16 protein-coding genes and 1 tRNA gene are annotated in these 14,228 nt (G+C 57.0%); 1 reads left to right on the top strand and 16 read right to left on the bottom strand.

Translation table 11 applies throughout. The features are described from left to right. Window positions 1-588 precede the first annotated feature (588 nt). The 14 genes from ACEWL3_RS12360 to ACEWL3_RS12295 all read right to left on the bottom strand — a co-directional run bounded on the left by ACEWL3_RS12360 (window position 589) and on the right by ACEWL3_RS12295 (window position 12,214). Window positions 589-1,125, bottom strand: coding sequence for a Hint domain-containing protein (locus ACEWL3_RS12360; RefSeq protein WP_386182553.1), 537 nt, complete (start codon window positions 1,123-1,125; stop codon window positions 589-591). Window positions 1,126-1,282: 157 nt separating this feature from the next. After that, window positions 1,283-1,459 carry a hypothetical protein gene (locus ACEWL3_RS12355; protein ID WP_386182551.1) on the bottom strand — a complete coding sequence of 59 codons (177 nt, stop codon included), beginning with the start codon at window positions 1,457-1,459 and terminating at the stop codon, window positions 1,283-1,285. Between the two features lie 426 nt (window positions 1,460-1,885). After that, complete coding sequence (locus tag ACEWL3_RS12350) at window positions 1,886-2,140, bottom strand: hypothetical protein (protein ID WP_386182549.1); 255 nt, start codon at window positions 2,138-2,140, stop codon at window positions 1,886-1,888. Next, window positions 2,140-2,886 (bottom strand): hypothetical protein, encoded by a 747-nt coding sequence (locus ACEWL3_RS12345; protein ID WP_386182547.1) that lies wholly within the window; start codon window positions 2,884-2,886, stop codon window positions 2,140-2,142. The genes ACEWL3_RS12350 and ACEWL3_RS12345 overlap by 1 nt, the downstream gene beginning before the upstream one ends. After that, window positions 2,883-3,941 carry a Rieske 2Fe-2S domain-containing protein gene (locus tag ACEWL3_RS12340; RefSeq protein ID WP_386182545.1) on the bottom strand — a complete coding sequence of 353 codons (1,059 nt, stop codon included), beginning with the start codon at window positions 3,939-3,941 and terminating at the stop codon, window positions 2,883-2,885. Before ACEWL3_RS12340 ends, ACEWL3_RS12345 begins: the two co-directional genes overlap by 4 nt. Beyond that, complete coding sequence (locus ACEWL3_RS12335; RefSeq protein ID WP_386182543.1) at window positions 3,938-4,315, bottom strand: hypothetical protein; 378 nt, start codon at window positions 4,313-4,315, stop codon at window positions 3,938-3,940. The genes ACEWL3_RS12340 and ACEWL3_RS12335 overlap by 4 nt, the downstream gene beginning before the upstream one ends. 106 nt (window positions 4,316-4,421) lie before the next feature. Further along, the gene (locus ACEWL3_RS12330; RefSeq protein WP_386182542.1) at window positions 4,422-5,351 is read right to left on the bottom strand and encodes an AEC family transporter; all 930 of its coding nucleotides are present in this window, start codon (window positions 5,349-5,351) and stop codon (window positions 4,422-4,424) included. Window positions 5,352-5,425: 74 nt separating this feature from the next. Next, complete coding sequence (locus tag ACEWL3_RS12325) at window positions 5,426-6,226, bottom strand: MBL fold metallo-hydrolase (RefSeq protein ID WP_386182540.1); 801 nt, start codon at window positions 6,224-6,226, stop codon at window positions 5,426-5,428. Continuing rightward, entirely contained in the window at window positions 6,226-7,032 is an 807-nt protein-coding gene (locus ACEWL3_RS12320; RefSeq protein WP_386182538.1) for a TatD family hydrolase, read from the bottom strand. Before ACEWL3_RS12320 ends, ACEWL3_RS12325 begins: the two co-directional genes overlap by 1 nt. Window positions 7,033-7,051: 19 nt before the next feature. Further along, entirely contained in the window at window positions 7,052-8,167 is a 1,116-nt protein-coding gene (locus tag ACEWL3_RS12315) for a DNA polymerase III subunit delta' (RefSeq protein WP_386182536.1), read from the bottom strand. A 184-nt stretch (window positions 8,168-8,351) separates the two neighbouring features. Further along, window positions 8,352-9,125, bottom strand: coding sequence for an extensin-like domain-containing protein (locus ACEWL3_RS12310; protein WP_386182534.1), 774 nt, complete (start codon window positions 9,123-9,125; stop codon window positions 8,352-8,354). Window positions 9,126-9,502: 377 nt separating this feature from the next. Next, window positions 9,503-10,129 carry a dTMP kinase gene (gene tmk / locus ACEWL3_RS12305; RefSeq protein ID WP_386182532.1) on the bottom strand — a complete coding sequence of 209 codons (627 nt, stop codon included), beginning with the start codon at window positions 10,127-10,129 and terminating at the stop codon, window positions 9,503-9,505. Beyond that, window positions 10,126-11,295, bottom strand: coding sequence for a D-alanyl-D-alanine carboxypeptidase family protein (locus ACEWL3_RS12300; protein WP_386182530.1), 1,170 nt, complete (start codon window positions 11,293-11,295; stop codon window positions 10,126-10,128). The genes tmk and ACEWL3_RS12300 overlap by 4 nt, the downstream gene beginning before the upstream one ends. Before the next feature lie 25 nt (window positions 11,296-11,320). Next, complete coding sequence (locus ACEWL3_RS12295; protein ID WP_386182528.1) at window positions 11,321-12,214, bottom strand: SPOR domain-containing protein; 894 nt, start codon at window positions 12,212-12,214, stop codon at window positions 11,321-11,323. A gap of 247 nt (window positions 12,215-12,461) precedes the next feature. On the opposite strand from ACEWL3_RS12295, the gene ACEWL3_RS12290 reads away from it, so the two are divergent. Beyond that, window positions 12,462-12,551: transfer RNA gene (locus tag ACEWL3_RS12290), tRNA-Ser, on the top strand. Between the two features lie 120 nt (window positions 12,552-12,671). Here ACEWL3_RS12290 and ACEWL3_RS12285 read toward each other — a convergent pair. Both ACEWL3_RS12285 and ACEWL3_RS12280 read right to left on the bottom strand, forming a co-directional pair. Beyond that, window positions 12,672-13,121 carry a hypothetical protein gene (locus ACEWL3_RS12285; protein ID WP_386182527.1) on the bottom strand — a complete coding sequence of 150 codons (450 nt, stop codon included), beginning with the start codon at window positions 13,119-13,121 and terminating at the stop codon, window positions 12,672-12,674. Then, the gene (locus ACEWL3_RS12280; RefSeq protein ID WP_386182525.1) at window positions 13,118-14,164 is read right to left on the bottom strand and encodes a DNA methyltransferase family protein; all 1,047 of its coding nucleotides are present in this window, start codon (window positions 14,162-14,164) and stop codon (window positions 13,118-13,120) included. The genes ACEWL3_RS12285 and ACEWL3_RS12280 overlap by 4 nt, the downstream gene beginning before the upstream one ends. Window positions 14,165-14,228: the final 64 nt, after the last annotated feature.

The following is a 14,228-nucleotide window of genomic DNA, read 5'->3' as shown; positions in this document are numbered from 1 at the left end:
GGCGGCTTCATGTTCCGATAACTTTTCTAGAAGTTGGAAAACTCCCGGCTCTCTGAAAATTTGCCTTGGCATGACTGGTTCCCACTTCACTCGTTACGCGATTAGGCGAAAAAAGGCCGCGCTGGTTTCCCGGCGCGGCCTGTACTCGTTAAGAATGCTTTCGCGTCATTGTCCCACGGGGATGAAACGACAATGACGCGGGGCCAGAAATGAACCGAAGATCGTGGCCACAACCGTTTACCTTCTATGGTTGAATATGCATTTCAGCCTGAGTCGTTCCAATTGGTTGAATTTAAAAAATTTGGGGGTGAAAATTCACTATTAACGGGTGATTTGTTTACAGTCACAACCACTGACATTTTGCACGGATACCCTTGATTGTTGCGCCGGTGGCGACAAACTAGGGTGCAGGGCAGGCCAATCCAATTCCTAGATCTGCCAACACGACAAAGCCGGGCGCTCAGCCCCATTTAGATCTCTAGATGAATGCGGTTGGGGTCCGACCCCACGTCAGTCAGGTCATCACAGGGGCGTTGGCGATTCGTGGGGGGACGCTACCAAGACGGGGATGCTGGTGGTCAGCTCTGATCACTCAGGTGACACGTCGAACCACAGACCTTCAATATTGACGCAGGCAGGTTCGCCGCAATGGAACAGATAATAGGTGAACCCACTCTGCGGCTTTCTGGCGATATAGCCCCGCCCGACAAGTGATTCAGCATAAGTTGTGGATGTGCCGCTTGTGTGTCGCGGCAACTTAAGGGTCTGCACTGGCGACACCAAGACATCACTGATCGGAAGCTGCCGATCAAGTGACGCCCTCGGGATCACAATCGGATTTGATTTTGGATGCAGCGAAAGGAACTTGGCATCAAGCTGTATTTTATCAATCCACTGTACTTTCAGGTACCTACCAGACTGTGTTCTCACAGGGTCGCGAAGACGCAGCGCTTCTATCGGCAAGTTTCCGAATGAGGTTGCTACCCGTGCTTTTCCACCAAAGCCCGGCAATGTCCAGGACCGGGTGTCCGGCGCAGGGCGTTGGGGTCTCGGCGTTACGACGTCCGGACCTAATTTCACGCGTATGTTTTCGAGCAACTGCTCGTCGTCAAAGGGCCGCAACATGGGGTACTCACAAATTACAAACTAAGATACTGTTTTTGTGGCCTGCCGGTGCCCTCCAACACCGGCAGGCCAAGCAAGGGCCAGGAGAACATTGCCCCGCTCTTTTGGTCACCGCAATTTGCGTTTGTGCGGTGGAAATATGGTTGGCGCTAAGGCATCAGCCCAAAAACTGGAGCGTGATCAGCGAAATGCAGACGCCCATAAAAACAGCATAGAGATAGGAATGTACCCGTTCGATCCGCTCGGCATTCAGCGTTTCGGCCGGTGCGTTGGGCGGACGTGCATCGGATGATTGCCGATAATTGGCAGATCCGTGTGTCTGTGTCTTATGCATATTGTTCTCCAATAACTCAAACCAGATTGCAACTTAGGGTGTTAAAGTGACCGTGCGGTGCAGGCCGCACGGTCAGTACTCATTAATAATCGTCCCTGCTGCCTGACGGGATGGAGACGGGCTGCAGCATAAAATCAGCTTGGTTTAAATCTCGTTCCTCTTTCTAGCCCAACGGGAGCCAGTTCTGGAATTGGTTGAATTTATTTTTTTTGCACACGCAGATACACCAATAACGGGTGATTAATTTACCCTCATTACGGGAAACTATGGGGCGAGTATGTGCCCATTGTTCACGGGAAGACCGCAATACGGACGGTTTCCAGTTATCCCGCGCGTTGTTTGCCGATTTCCATGCTTGAGGATGTGTCGGATTATGATTGTTCTGAGAAAGGTATGAGAATTTTAGCGGACCCTGAACGTGGAGAGTTAGACGGTAGGGCCGGCGATTTTTTCGAGGACACTCAGCGTGATAAAAACGATGAATGCCCAGATCATCAGCTCAAACGCGGCAAGATTGGTGCCGCTCAGCCAGACCTGCAAAAGGCCCCCTTGCGGGCGCAGGCCAAGTTCGGCCATTGCCCCGTTGCGCGCCCAAAGTTCAAGCGGCCAGAACCGTGAGATATAAAGCAGCGCCAGCGCAGCGATAAAGACCAACAGGATTTTGAAAAAGCTGAGAATCATCACAGCACTTCTATCGTTGTGTCATCGACCAGAAACAGCAGCAGATCGCCACGGCGCACAACCTGACCTTCGACAGAGATGTAAATACCGACGTAATCGAGCATCAAAGGGCTCACCGCGCCACCGCCGCTGTCACCGATCATCAAGAATTCAGTGCCCTCCACGGGCTGAGAGGACACGAAGACGGGTGGAACACCGCCCAGCAGGCACAGATTGGCGCAGGCTTTATGTGCAAGCCCCCGACCCGGACGCATCGCCCCGGCGAGGCATTTGCCATCACAGATCTCACCCGTCAGCCGCCAGACGCCCAAATCTTGCGCAGGTACGGGCGCTGGATCTTGGTCGTCCGCTTTGACGCTGCGAACCTGAAGCATGTCGATTGATCCACGCTCCAATACGATACCTGTCACCACGGCCGATTGCCCCTCGTGGGGCGCGGTGCGGCGCTGGGCACCCCGTTTTGCGGGACCTGCCAACATCAGAGTGTGGCCCGCTTTGATACGGTCGTTGCCTTGCGTGACATAGAGCGTGGGGTAGGGCGCGTTTTGCACAATGCCGGTTACCGTCTGCGCGCCATAATCAAATCGGAACGCCCCCGAACCGGGGTCATCCTGTGTCGCCCCCACGACCAGACCCATCGCCCCCATCAGCACGACAAAGAGCGCCATTACACCGATCAGGAACCCCTTAAGGGCCGCCGGGACAGGCAGGTACCCAACGAAAAATGGCTTCTTGGGGAGCTTCATGTCGTGTCTCCCGACAGAGCATAGGGTTCGACAAAGGTGCCGGGCGGATTGGCGTCGGGATCAACCTGCACCTGTCCGTTGACCACGCGCACCCGGTAGGTTGGTACTTTTTCAGTAAAAGGGGCAGGCGACATGCCGTTGGTGACATCATATTGAAACCCGTGCCATGGGCAGGTCACAAGGCAATTGATGATCTTGCCTTCGCCCAGCGGGCCGTTCTGGTGCGCGCAGGCGTTCGAAATGGCGGAAAGGGTGTCGTGATTGCGGAAAACGGCCACTCTTTCACCATTTGAAAGTCGTGCAACGCGGGCATGGCTCTGGGCTATGTCGCCCAATGCACAGATGGTTTCCCATGAAGCCTCTGCGGCTGTAGCCACCGGGTCCAGACGTGTGCGTTCGGCCCAGGCAGCGGCAAGATGCAGCAGGGTCGTAACAGCGACACAAATCGCCACGATTATTCCGAAAACCGGATTGGTCTGATCTTGCAGGACCCCGAAGGCGATATGGGCCACCACGGACGCATAGGCCGGATAGATGAGATAATGCAGCGATTTCCAGACCCGTGGGGTCAGGAATTTCATCCAGAAATCATGGCTGGTCGCCGCCAATATCATCAGGCAGAGAAGGGAAAAGATTCCGAACGCCTCGAACGGGAAGCCAAGCAGTCTTCCATAGCCGGTGTTCGATGCCAGAAGTGCCAGATATTTGTCCATCGGCCCGCCAACAAAGTACCAGTTGAGGATAAAGCCGGCATGGGTGATCGCGACAAAAACCGTCAAAACGCCAAAATGGCGGCGGTTGTAGAGCAGGGGCAAGAACCGCGTGTCGAGCCGGGCAAGTGGTCCGATCGTCAGGATCGCTGTCATCATGAAAAACGCACAGGCCCCAAAGGCGCGGGCGTTGTGAATCTGTCCCGTGATGGCGCGCTCATGGTCCAGAATACCGGGAGTCAGGTTCACAAAAATCCACAAGAACGCCATGATCCCGACAATCAGGATCGCATCATAGATGTATTTGTTCCGGTTCCATTGAACGGGGACGTATTTGACGCTCACTGTGTGACCTCCCCGGCGGGGGCAAGCCGGACTGCGGGCACATCAGCGGGCCATGTCTGGCGAAAAGCATAGGCGCTGCCAAGCGTCAGGATCACAACAACGGCCATCACAGCCGCCACCACCGCGTGCGCCTGACGCGGTGGTTTGTGGCGCAGATGCCAATTGTCGCCCCCATGTGCCAATTCCCACCAGCGCCACAACACAAGCGGCCAGATCAGGATCACGCCCGGCACGATCAGCGGTCTGAACGTCAGTGCGCCGCGTGCATCTTCGTCAATGATATCCATCCCGAAAAGCACAAAAGCGATGGCGACGGCCGCGCCCAACACCACCCAGCCCTGTGCAAAGCCTATCAAAAACAGTGACGCAGTCATTTTCCCCTCCAACGACGACGTGGATCGGCATTTCAATCAAATACAACGCTATTGTGCGTCATAGGACAAGAAGGAAGTGAGCAAAAACAATAGGGTTGACGACCTGCTAGGCCAGCACGATCAGCCAGAACCAAACGGTCAGGATTGAGCTGGCCGTGGCGATCAACACCGATGTTGCCGCCACCCGGCGCGCGCGGCCATACATATTGGCAAAAATATAGGCGTTGAACCCCGGTGCCATTGCCGCCGTCAACACCCCGGACCGAAACGCATCCTGGGGCAGATCAAGGGTGGTGCCAAAAGTCCAGACGAGTGCCGGATGCACCAGCAGCGCGATGATGCAGACCATGGCAATGGCCTTCATATCGCCCTCTGGCTTGTACTGGATCAGCACGCCACCAAGCGCAAAAAGTGCCGCAGGCAAGGCGGCGCGCACGATCAGCGACAGCGCATCATCAACAACACCGGGAATGGGCAGGCCGGTCAGATTGACGGCAAAGCCCAGCAGGATGCCGATCACCAGCGCATTGCGGAACATCGCGCGGCTGACATTGCGCACCAGCGACAGACCGGTTTGGCCTCGGTTGCGCACAAATTCCATCACCGTGATCCCCAGACCATAGCAAAACGGCGCATGAAACGCGACGATGGCAAAGTTGCCCGCCATCGCATCAGGCCCATAGGCGCGTTCCGTGATCGGCAGACCCAGCAGGATCGAATTGGAAAAGAGACAGCAAAAACCGATGGCCACGCAGTCTTCCCAATCGCGCTTAAAAAGCAGCCGTGCGCCAAAGATGCCAAGTGCGAAACACAAAGCTGCACCTGCGTAGAAACTGAACATTAGGCGCGGATCGAAAGACGCAGACAAATCCAGCCGGGCGATGGCTTGGAACAGCAGGCAGGGGATGGCGAAATTCTGGGTAAACCTCATCACCCCGTCGATGCCCGTCATCGGGAAAAGACCCCGCCAGACTGCGACATAGCCAAAGCCAATGACCAGAAAGACCGGTAGGATGACATCAAGGAGCGTTTGCAAATCGGGACCTGTGGTTGGGGTGAGAGGGCAGGCGTGCAGAGCCGCGCGCCGCGGTTATCTGGCCGATTGAAACGTCACGGAAGCGGGAATGTCAGCGTCAGCCCATCAAAGGCGGGTTCGATATGGTCGGGTGTCTCGGCGCAAACGGTCGCATAGTCCAGATCATTGTGCATGTTGGTCAGCACCGCCTTGCGGGGTGCCACCTTTTCGATCCACTCAAGGGTCTGGGCCAAATGGCTGTGGGTCGGATGCGGATCCCGGCGCAGGGCGTCCACAATCCAGCAGGTCAGATTTTCGAGATGCGGCCAGACATCATCAGGAATAGACGCCACATCAGGCAGATACGCCACGTCGTTCATCCGAAACCCCAGCGCATCCATGCCACCGTGTTTCACCAAAAACGGGGTGAAGGTGAGGGTGCCGCCGGGTCCGTCAATCGACACATCCCCGGTAATGTCATTCATGTCCAGAATGGGCGGGTACATTGAGCCTTTTGGTGTCACAAAAGCATAGCCGAACCGCGCAAAAAGCGCGGCGCGGGTCGGGGCGTCGGCCCAGACCGGCAGGCGCGCGCGCATGTTAATGACAATCATCCGCAGATCATCCAGCCCATGCACATGGTCCGCATGCGCGTGGGTATAGATCACCGCATCAAGCCGCCCGACGCCTGCATCAAGCAGTTGGTTGCGCAGGTCGGGGGAGGTGTCGATCAACACGGTCGTGGTTCCCTCCGTCGTGACCCGCTCAACAAGCAAGGAACAGCGACCGCGGCGGTTTTTCGGCTCGGTCGGGTCGCAGGCCCCCCAATGACCGCCCAGACGCGGCACCCCGCCCGAAGACCCGCAGCCCAATATGGTGACACGCATCTCTGCCATCAGGCTGCGGCCTTGTATTGTGCGACCTTGGTAAACAGGCGATCAAAGTTATCCTGCGTTTGGGCAGCAAAATCGGCGTAGTCCATGCCAAATGTCTCTGCCGCCTTGCGCGCGGTATGTGCCGTGTATCCGGGCTCATTCCGTTTGCCCCGGTGCGGAGGCGGCGCAAGGTAGGGTGCATCTGTTTCAACCAATATCCGACCAAGCGGTGCGGCAGCAAAGATGTCACGCAGATCGCTAGATTTGGGGAATGCGGTGATGCCGGACATCGACAAGTAGAACCCCAAATCAAGTGCGGCCTGCGCCAATGCAGCCGAAGATGAAAAGCAATGCATCACGCAGGTAAACGCGCCGTTTGCATGTTCTTCGGTCAGGATGCGTGCCATATCGTCGTCCGCCGCGCGCGCATGGATGATCAGCGGCAGCCCCGTTTGCCGTGCAGCATCAATGTGGATGCGCAGGGATTGTTGCTGAACATCAGCGGATTCTGCGGTGTAGTGATAATCAAGTCCGGTTTCACCAATCCCGACCATTTTTGGATGGCGGGCAAGCGCGATCAGTTCGTCAGTTCGGGCCAATGGTTCTGACGCGGCGGACATCGGATGGGTCCCCGCAGCATAGAAAACCGGTGCGTGCGCCTCTGAAATGGCGCGGACGGCCGGTTCGTTCTTGAGCTTTGTGCAGATCGTGACCATGCGGGTTACACCGGCGGCGGTGGCACGGTCGATGATGTCAGTCAATTGGCCTTCGAAATCGGGGAAATCGAGGTGGCAATGGCTGTCTGTGATCTGTGGTGGGTTGGTCATGCCTGTCCCGGTATCTGCGCTAGCGGGGCGCGGTGTCGCCCATCTTGAACAGGGTATCTAGGACCAGTGCGGCAGGGTCAAGGTTGACCGCCATGCCATGTTGCGCACGTGCAGATATCTCCTGCGCCACTTCCGCCCATGCACGACCCTGCGCAGGGGTTGGTGACAGACGGTGCAGTAATTGCGCTTCGCCCGGTGCGGCCTCAACAGCGGGTGGCGTGCCGGTGGCCCCGGTGCGTGCAAGCCGTGCCAGCAACAGATCAACGAGGGTAAAGAGCAACGCCAGCTTTTCTTCGGCACCGCGCTGGGCGGCGGCTTCGGCCAGCTTGATCGCGCGGGCGCGGTCCATGCGGGGGAGGGACGCCATCAGCGCCACCAGTTCCGCATAGATATTGAGCCCGCCCATCAGCGACAGGCGCAACGCACCGCCCACCGATCCGCCGGAAAGTTCCGCCAGCGCGCCCGGATCGCCCTCGATCAAGACACCGGAGGCTGCCAGCGCTTCGGCCATCTGATCAGCATCCAGCGTGCCCATGCGCAAAACCCGGCAGCGCGACCGGATCGTGGGCAACAGGCCCGAGGGTTGATGGCTGAGCAACAAAAGCGTGGCCCGCGCAGGCGGCTCTTCGAGCATTTTCAAGAGCGCATTGGCCGCGTTCACGTTCATCTCATCCGCATCATCAATGATCACCACCCGGCGACCACCATCAGCGGCGGACATCTGGAAAAAACCGTTCAGCGCGCGGATGTCATCCACCACGATCTGCTTGCGCATGCGCTTGGTGTCAGGGTTGATGCTGCGCGTGACCGCCTTGAGGCCGCCTTCACCGCCTGATGCAATACGCCGGGCAACCGGGTGATCGGGGGCAATATCCAGCGAGCCGGGTGTGGGGGCCGCAAACATACCGCCCTCATCGGGGTCCGGCGTTGCCAGCAAAAACCGCGCAATGCGCCACGCCAGTGTAGCTTTGCCCACGCCGCGCGGCCCGGTCAGCATCCATGCATGGTGCAGCTTGCCCGCATTGAACGCCGCCAGAAACGCAGCCTCGGCCGCTTCCTGCCCAATCAGGCGCACGGTTTCGCGCGGGTGCAGGGCACCGTCTACGCGGTCAGGTTGGGGGGCATCATCGCTCATGATCTGGGGTGTACCATGTTTGGGGCGAGAGGGAAGAAGGAGAGAGACGAGATTGCGGGTTCGATGGCCGTGGGCATGGCAGGTTTGAGGCCTTAGCTGGCATTGATTTGAGAAAGGTCACTGCAAAGGAGGTCGAGGATACAGGGAATGCTGGACGTATTGGAGCAGGAGCAGGGCCAGGTCGCTATCGGCAATAAGATCCGCTGCGACGACGCGCCGTATCAAAATGGAAATGATCTTTGTGATAGCGGTCCGCGTCAGGGCCAAGCACCGTACCGAACAGACCGCAGGCCCCTGTGTGGAGCTCACGCATAACACCGTTTGTCGCTTTGTTCGCCCAGCCGTCGCGCACGGTGATCACGGTACCATCCATCAGTATGAAGGACGAGATATCAACCGCGCGGCCCTTGGCATGTTCGGAAAGACGCCCGCGGGTCCGATTGTTCTGTTTCCTGCAGGCATAGTGGCCGGACAGGCGCAATCCCTTCAGACCACCTCCCTGATCCGCAAAGGCCGGTTTTGCCGTGTTCTCCAGCCACGTCTTCAGCGTAATGGCCGTCCTGCAATCCATCGTCGCCAACTGGCTGAGCAAGACATCAGACACAGCTCTGATGCGTACAGGGTCGGCAATGCCGCATCCCCGCAACTTCCCAGAAAAGGGCTTGCGGTTTTCACCGATAATGGTCCAGTCGCTACACACCGCGCCGCGTTCAAGCATCTTTTCTCGCCCGATTTCGATCTGGCGAGACCTGCAAGGGCGCAGCCGTGGTCTTGGAGAGACCATTAAGTCTGGTTTAGGGTTGGCAGCGGCGGCGTCTTGCTCGGAGATTACCGCCAGATCTGCGGGCAGTTCATACACCGCAAGATCTTGTGATTGCGCCTGCTCAGGTTCTTCGCAATCCGGCGCGGCACCCGCCATACTTGCACATAAAATAAACAATGGAACCAATACGCGCATAGAATACCTCGTTCCCATTCAGGTTCGGCCGATTGCCTATTTGTCTCTTTCTTCAGGTCGTTGATACAGGACCCTATCATACCTTGCGACGCAGCAATAGCGGCCGATACCCTTTGTCTTTGCAATCTAACGTTGTAAGCGCTTGGAACAATACGATTTCACAACTTCAACACCCCCGTTTTTCGCCAATCAGAGGCCAGTTGAAAACACCCGAGACACAATAAGGCGTCTTTAGCACACATGCTCAGGGTGTTACGGAAGTAACTGCAAATAGTCCCACTGCAGTGAACATCTGGATTGCCCCGCATTGTGTAATTTGGCAATGTTTATTTGCCGGGATGCAGTCGTTTCGAAGGAGCGCTCGACAAGGGTCCCTCTCAGCCTAGGGCTTGGACCACATCCACTGCCACGTCCTCAACGCTCCGTCCGCCGTCAATGACCACAAACCGATCCGCGAATTCCTCGGCCAGCGCCAGAAAGCCAGCGCGCATCTTGGTCTGCAAGACCTCGCCAAAACCCTCAAACCGTTCTTCCGCCGTCTGCCGTGACAACGCACGTGACAGCCCCTTTTTAGGGTTCATGTCGATCAGAATCGTCAGGTCCGGTTCCACCCCGATCATCAGGTCGTGCAGTGTGTCCACCGTCTGGCGCAGATCGCCACGGGACAACCCCTGATACATCCGAGTGGAATCGGCAAAGCGGTCACAGATCACCACTTTGCCTGCCGCCAAAGCCGGGCGAATGGTGCGTTCCAGATGATCACGGCGCGCGGCCGTGAACAGCAGGATTTCGGTCTCTGCCGACCAACGGTTCGGGTCGCCCTGCAAGACCAGAGCTCGGATTTCTTCGGCACCCGGCGATCCACCGGGTTCGCGCGTCAGCACGACTTCACGCCCCTGCGCGCGCAGGTGGTCAGCCAACAGATGCGCCTGCGTGGACTTGCCCGACCCATCGATGCCTTCAAAACTGATGAACAGGCCCGTTAGGGCGTCATTGGCGGTCACGACGCGTCCTGTGGCCCCGCGTTGAGGCGCGCCAAAAGATGACGTACGGCGGCGGTTATCTTGACCATGAAGCCCCCGGGGCCGACTGCCTCTGAGGCAACCAGCGGGACCCGGATTTCAGACAGACCTTCACGGGTCAGAACCAGTTCTGCCAATTCATCACCCTTGGAAATGGGCGCACGAAAGGGACCTTTGTAGATCACCTCGGCCTGCATTTCCTGACCCCCTGCGACCGGCGCGAGAACCGACAATTCTTCTTTCAGTTCCAGACCGACTGTCTGGGCCATGCCCATCGACACCGGGGCCTCGGCCAATTGTGTGCCGGCTTTGCCCAGTGACCGCTGCGAGAATTGCCGGAACGCCCAATTAACGATGGATTCAGATTCCTGCGCACGGGCGGCAACGCTGTCGAGGCCGGACAGGACAAAGATCACCCGCCGATCACCTTGCTTGGCAGAGCCGACAAGACCATAACCCGCCTCGCTGGTGTGGCCCGTCTTTAACCCATCTGCGCCAATACCCAGCGTTAACAACGGGTTACGGTTTGACTTGTTGCTGGGGACCCGGTTGTCGAATTCAAATTCGGTCTCAGCGAACAGCGGATAGAACTGTGGAAAGTCAGTGATGATACGGTTCGCCAGCAGCGCCAGATCGCGCACTGACATCAGGTGTCCCGCTTGCGGCCATCCGTTTGAATTGGCGAATGTTGAATTGGTCATGCCGAGTTGCTGTGCGCGTTGGGTCATCAACCGGGCAAAGCCGTATTCTGTCCCGTCAGGCGACAGCGCTTCTGCGATCACGGCACAGGCATCATTGCCAGACAATACGATGATCCCCCGCAAAAGGTCCTCGACCTTGACGCGCTCCCCGGACCTTAAAAACATTGACGAACCGCCATAGGACATGGCGTGTTGAGAGACCGGCAATTCCTCAACCAGATTAAGGCCGCCATCTTCCTTGCCCCGTTCGATTGCCTCAAATGCCATGTAAAGCGTCATCAGTTTTGACATGGACGCGGGCGGCAGAGGCGTGTCGGCATTCTTGGCCAACAAGACGGTTCCGGTTGTTTGATCAAGAACATAAGCCGCAGTGGCGCGGGTCTCAAACGCGAAGGCGGGCAAGCTGAACAGGATCAGCGCCAGACAGGCAGAAATATGGCGGATCATTGGGTTAAGATGCTCCTAAATCAGGTCAATTTGAAACGGCGTAGGCATCAGAGAAGCCTTCAGCCTTGATCGCTTTGATCAGGTTATCAAGTTCAGATGCGCTTGTCGCCGGGCCAACCAGAACACGCCAAAACGCCTTGCCATTGATCTCACTGCGCCTGACGGATGGCACCATGCCCGCGCCGCGCATTTGTTTGGCAGTGCGTTCGGCGTTGGCTTCAACGCTGAAAATACCCAGCTGGACATAGGATTTCGACAGATTGGATGCAGGCGCGCGCGGTGCAGGGGCGGCTGGCTGAGCTGATTCTGCCGCTGCGGCGACGGGTGTGGGGTCGGCCTCTTCAATTGCGGCACCTGCGGATGCAATCGGATCAAGCGCTGTTTCTGTGATTTCGGCAGGGGCGGCAACAGTGCCAGCCACTGCAGTGGCTTCCGGGGCGGGCGCGTCTGCCTCTTCGCGGCGCAGGGCGGTGACATTCAGTGGGGCAGGTGCGCCGGCCAGAACGTCGAGCGCCGCAGCCGCATCGGACGAAATCTGAAGCTTGGGGCCCGGCAGGTCACGTTCCCGGCGGAACAACGCGCCAATCACGAACTTGCCATTCGCCTCGTTGCGGATGATCACCCGCTCCGGATCGGTGACATCGGGATGCGCAACCCAGACACCGCCAAGGGAGGGACGGCCATCCCACAATCCTTGATCGGTGACCGAAAACACGTCGGGCGCTTCAACGTCACGCTCAACCAGCGTGGTGGATTTGGCGGTGGCGACTGTGCTGGATTTGGCACCGGCTTTTGGCAAGGGCATGGCAAACTTGCCGTTTTCATCACATCCCGCCAGAAGGCTCAGCGAAAGTGCAGCACCTGTTAGCATTGTCACTGCCCGGTGCGGTTTGCGCATGGGGTTTGTTGGCCTGCTCATGTTTGTTGTCCTTGCCTGCGTGCCCAGAATGGAAAAGGGCCTGTTTTACCGGTTGTTCCGGCACGTCTGAACATCCCCTTCAAGAGAGGCTTTTTTGCACTCTAACCTGCATGGCCGCACCTGAAAAGGCCGACCTTGGCAGATCGGCAGATTTCCCCTCGGAGCGGCTGATATGAAATAAAATTTTGGCTGAATGCATTTGCCCATTTGCCGAATCAACTTTGGCGCTTTAGGAGGGGCGGGCTGCGGAGGCTTGGCAGAGTGGTCGAATGCACCGGTCTTGAAAACCGACGAGGGTGAAAGTCCTCCCAGGGTTCGAATCCCTGAGCCTCCGCCACTTAATCTTTATTTATCATTTCATAACAGAGTATTAGGTGGGCATGTCCGTGATGTGTCCCCCAATTTGTCCGCCAGTTCGATTTTGCATGGCAAGACTGATTGCGTTGAAGCGTGAACCCTACGAGGTGTATTGAGCAAGCCGGATTCTGAGTCGATCAAACGTGCCATAGGGCCAAACCTCTAACCTGCGTTCGATGTGTTCCCAGTGAATTACCCGGCGAAGCGCTACGCATTGGACAGCACCCATTGCATCTATTGCAATAACCGCATCATAGGCCGTTTCTAAAATGTCTGTTTCAAAACCCAGCGCCTCAGCCAGCCAGAACAACATGGGGGCGCATTGGAAGTGGTTATAAGCATATTGAGCATTGCGCGGCGTTTGGTCAGATCGACCATATGCGCCCGCGCCGTTGTATTCGGCCAACCACCCTAACCAATGCTCTTTTTGCGAGCGATACCATGCGCCGTCAAAACCAACGCCAACCGAAATAGCCTTTTCCATTGCGAGGGTGCAGGGCAAGAATTCGGGCAGGGGACGAATATGGGCGCGTAGGGTTCCCGGCGTCACTTTGTCTTCTTTGATTTGGTTTTAGGTTTAATTTTGGCCTTTGTCTTAGCTTTCGCCTCGATTTTCGCCCGCTCTTGGTTGAGTTTGAACAGGCGGTACAGGATTTCATCCTCTGTAAGCTTTCCATCGCGCCAATCATTGCCCCAGCCGTAAGCTTCTGCCACGGCTTCATCCAGCGCCTTGTGGGCATGGTCGAGCCATGCGGGTCGGGTGTTGTAGAGGTTGGTCAGGGTGCGTTTCTTCAGCTCTTTGGCGGCGGCTTCATCTTTTGGCAGGATGCGGTCGGGATAACCTGCGACCACTTCGGGGACGCGAGTTACAAGGTCGGCAGGGTTAAGCCAGTTTTCGCGCAGCTCATTCAGCCGCGAGGCTGCGGCGGCGATTTTGACCGCGCGCGAGTCCGTGGAGTAGTCGGCGGCGGGGATATTGGGGGTATAGCCTTCGGGGAAGGGAAACGTAGCTAAGGTTGAAGTGTGAGTGTAGCGTGGTCGGTCTTGAAGGTCGGACCCTTTGCGAAGTGACCAAACTTCATGGATTTTACTGTGAAGTATGCCAAAAGTCGTGTCGTCTGAGCGGGGCACAACGATTAAATTCTTATCTGGAAGAACAGGCAACGATAGCCAGACGAATAGACGATGTTGCGAGGTTTCAGCTGTAATGATGTATCGTTCAACACTTGCAATGCGCTTTCGCATTTCAGGTCTGGGCCAATGTGGCTCCCACCAACGAGGCCCTGCACGTTCGCCAAGGTCTTCTCGGAGTTCTTTAACGGTCTTGCCATCTTCGTCTACGGAAACAGATACGTGTTCAAAAAGGCTAACAAAGAGCGATGCGTCGCCCTCGGCTAATCCCTGAGGTAGATCGACCAACCAATAATCACGTGGACGACCTGTTATGTCATCTCCGTTCCAGTATGGCTTCAAGGAGGTGGAATTGGGCCGCCCATTAGGGTTTGTTGGTTCTGTTAGCCAAGTCCTCGCCTTTTCTCCGTCAACATCAAACGGACCACTTTTCTGAATGCCTAGATAGTTGAGCAGCCCCACTTGAGTGGTCCATGTTAAAAGTTAGTGCATGATTGGCCGTTGGTCCATCGGGATGATGGCTTCA

Origin of the sequence: Sulfitobacter sediminivivens (genome assembly GCF_042611115.2) — a bacterium.
Taxonomy (GTDB): Bacteria; Pseudomonadota; Alphaproteobacteria; order Rhodobacterales; family Rhodobacteraceae; genus Sulfitobacter; species Sulfitobacter sediminivivens.
This window is presented reverse-complemented; position numbering and strand designations above follow the sequence as displayed.

Coding starts and splice junctions, on each gene's coding strand:
- ACEWL3_RS12355 (WP_386182551.1), bottom strand. CDS start 1,459: ATGCATAAGACACAGACACACGGATCTGCCAATTATCGGCAATCATCC.
- ACEWL3_RS12315 (WP_386182536.1), bottom strand. CDS start 8,167: ATGAGCGATGATGCCCCCCAACCTGACCGCGTAGACGGTGCCCTGCAC.
- ACEWL3_RS12325 (WP_386182540.1), bottom strand. CDS start 6,226: ATGGCAGAGATGCGTGTCACCATATTGGGCTGCGGGTCTTCGGGCGGG.
- ACEWL3_RS12345 (WP_386182547.1), bottom strand. CDS start 2,886: ATGAAGCTCCCCAAGAAGCCATTTTTCGTTGGGTACCTGCCTGTCCCG.
- ACEWL3_RS12350 (WP_386182549.1), bottom strand. CDS start 2,140: ATGATTCTCAGCTTTTTCAAAATCCTGTTGGTCTTTATCGCTGCGCTG.
- ACEWL3_RS12300 (WP_386182530.1), bottom strand. CDS start 11,295: ATGATCCGCCATATTTCTGCCTGTCTGGCGCTGATCCTGTTCAGCTTG.
- ACEWL3_RS12335 (WP_386182543.1), bottom strand. CDS start 4,315: ATGACTGCGTCACTGTTTTTGATAGGCTTTGCACAGGGCTGGGTGGTG.
- ACEWL3_RS12310 (WP_386182534.1), bottom strand. CDS start 9,125: ATGCGCGTATTGGTTCCATTGTTTATTTTATGTGCAAGTATGGCGGGT.
- ACEWL3_RS12295 (WP_386182528.1), bottom strand. CDS start 12,214: ATGAGCAGGCCAACAAACCCCATGCGCAAACCGCACCGGGCAGTGACA.
- ACEWL3_RS12320 (WP_386182538.1), bottom strand. CDS start 7,032: ATGACCAACCCACCACAGATCACAGACAGCCATTGCCACCTCGATTTC.
- ACEWL3_RS12360 (WP_386182553.1), bottom strand. CDS start 1,125: ATGTTGCGGCCCTTTGACGACGAGCAGTTGCTCGAAAACATACGCGTG.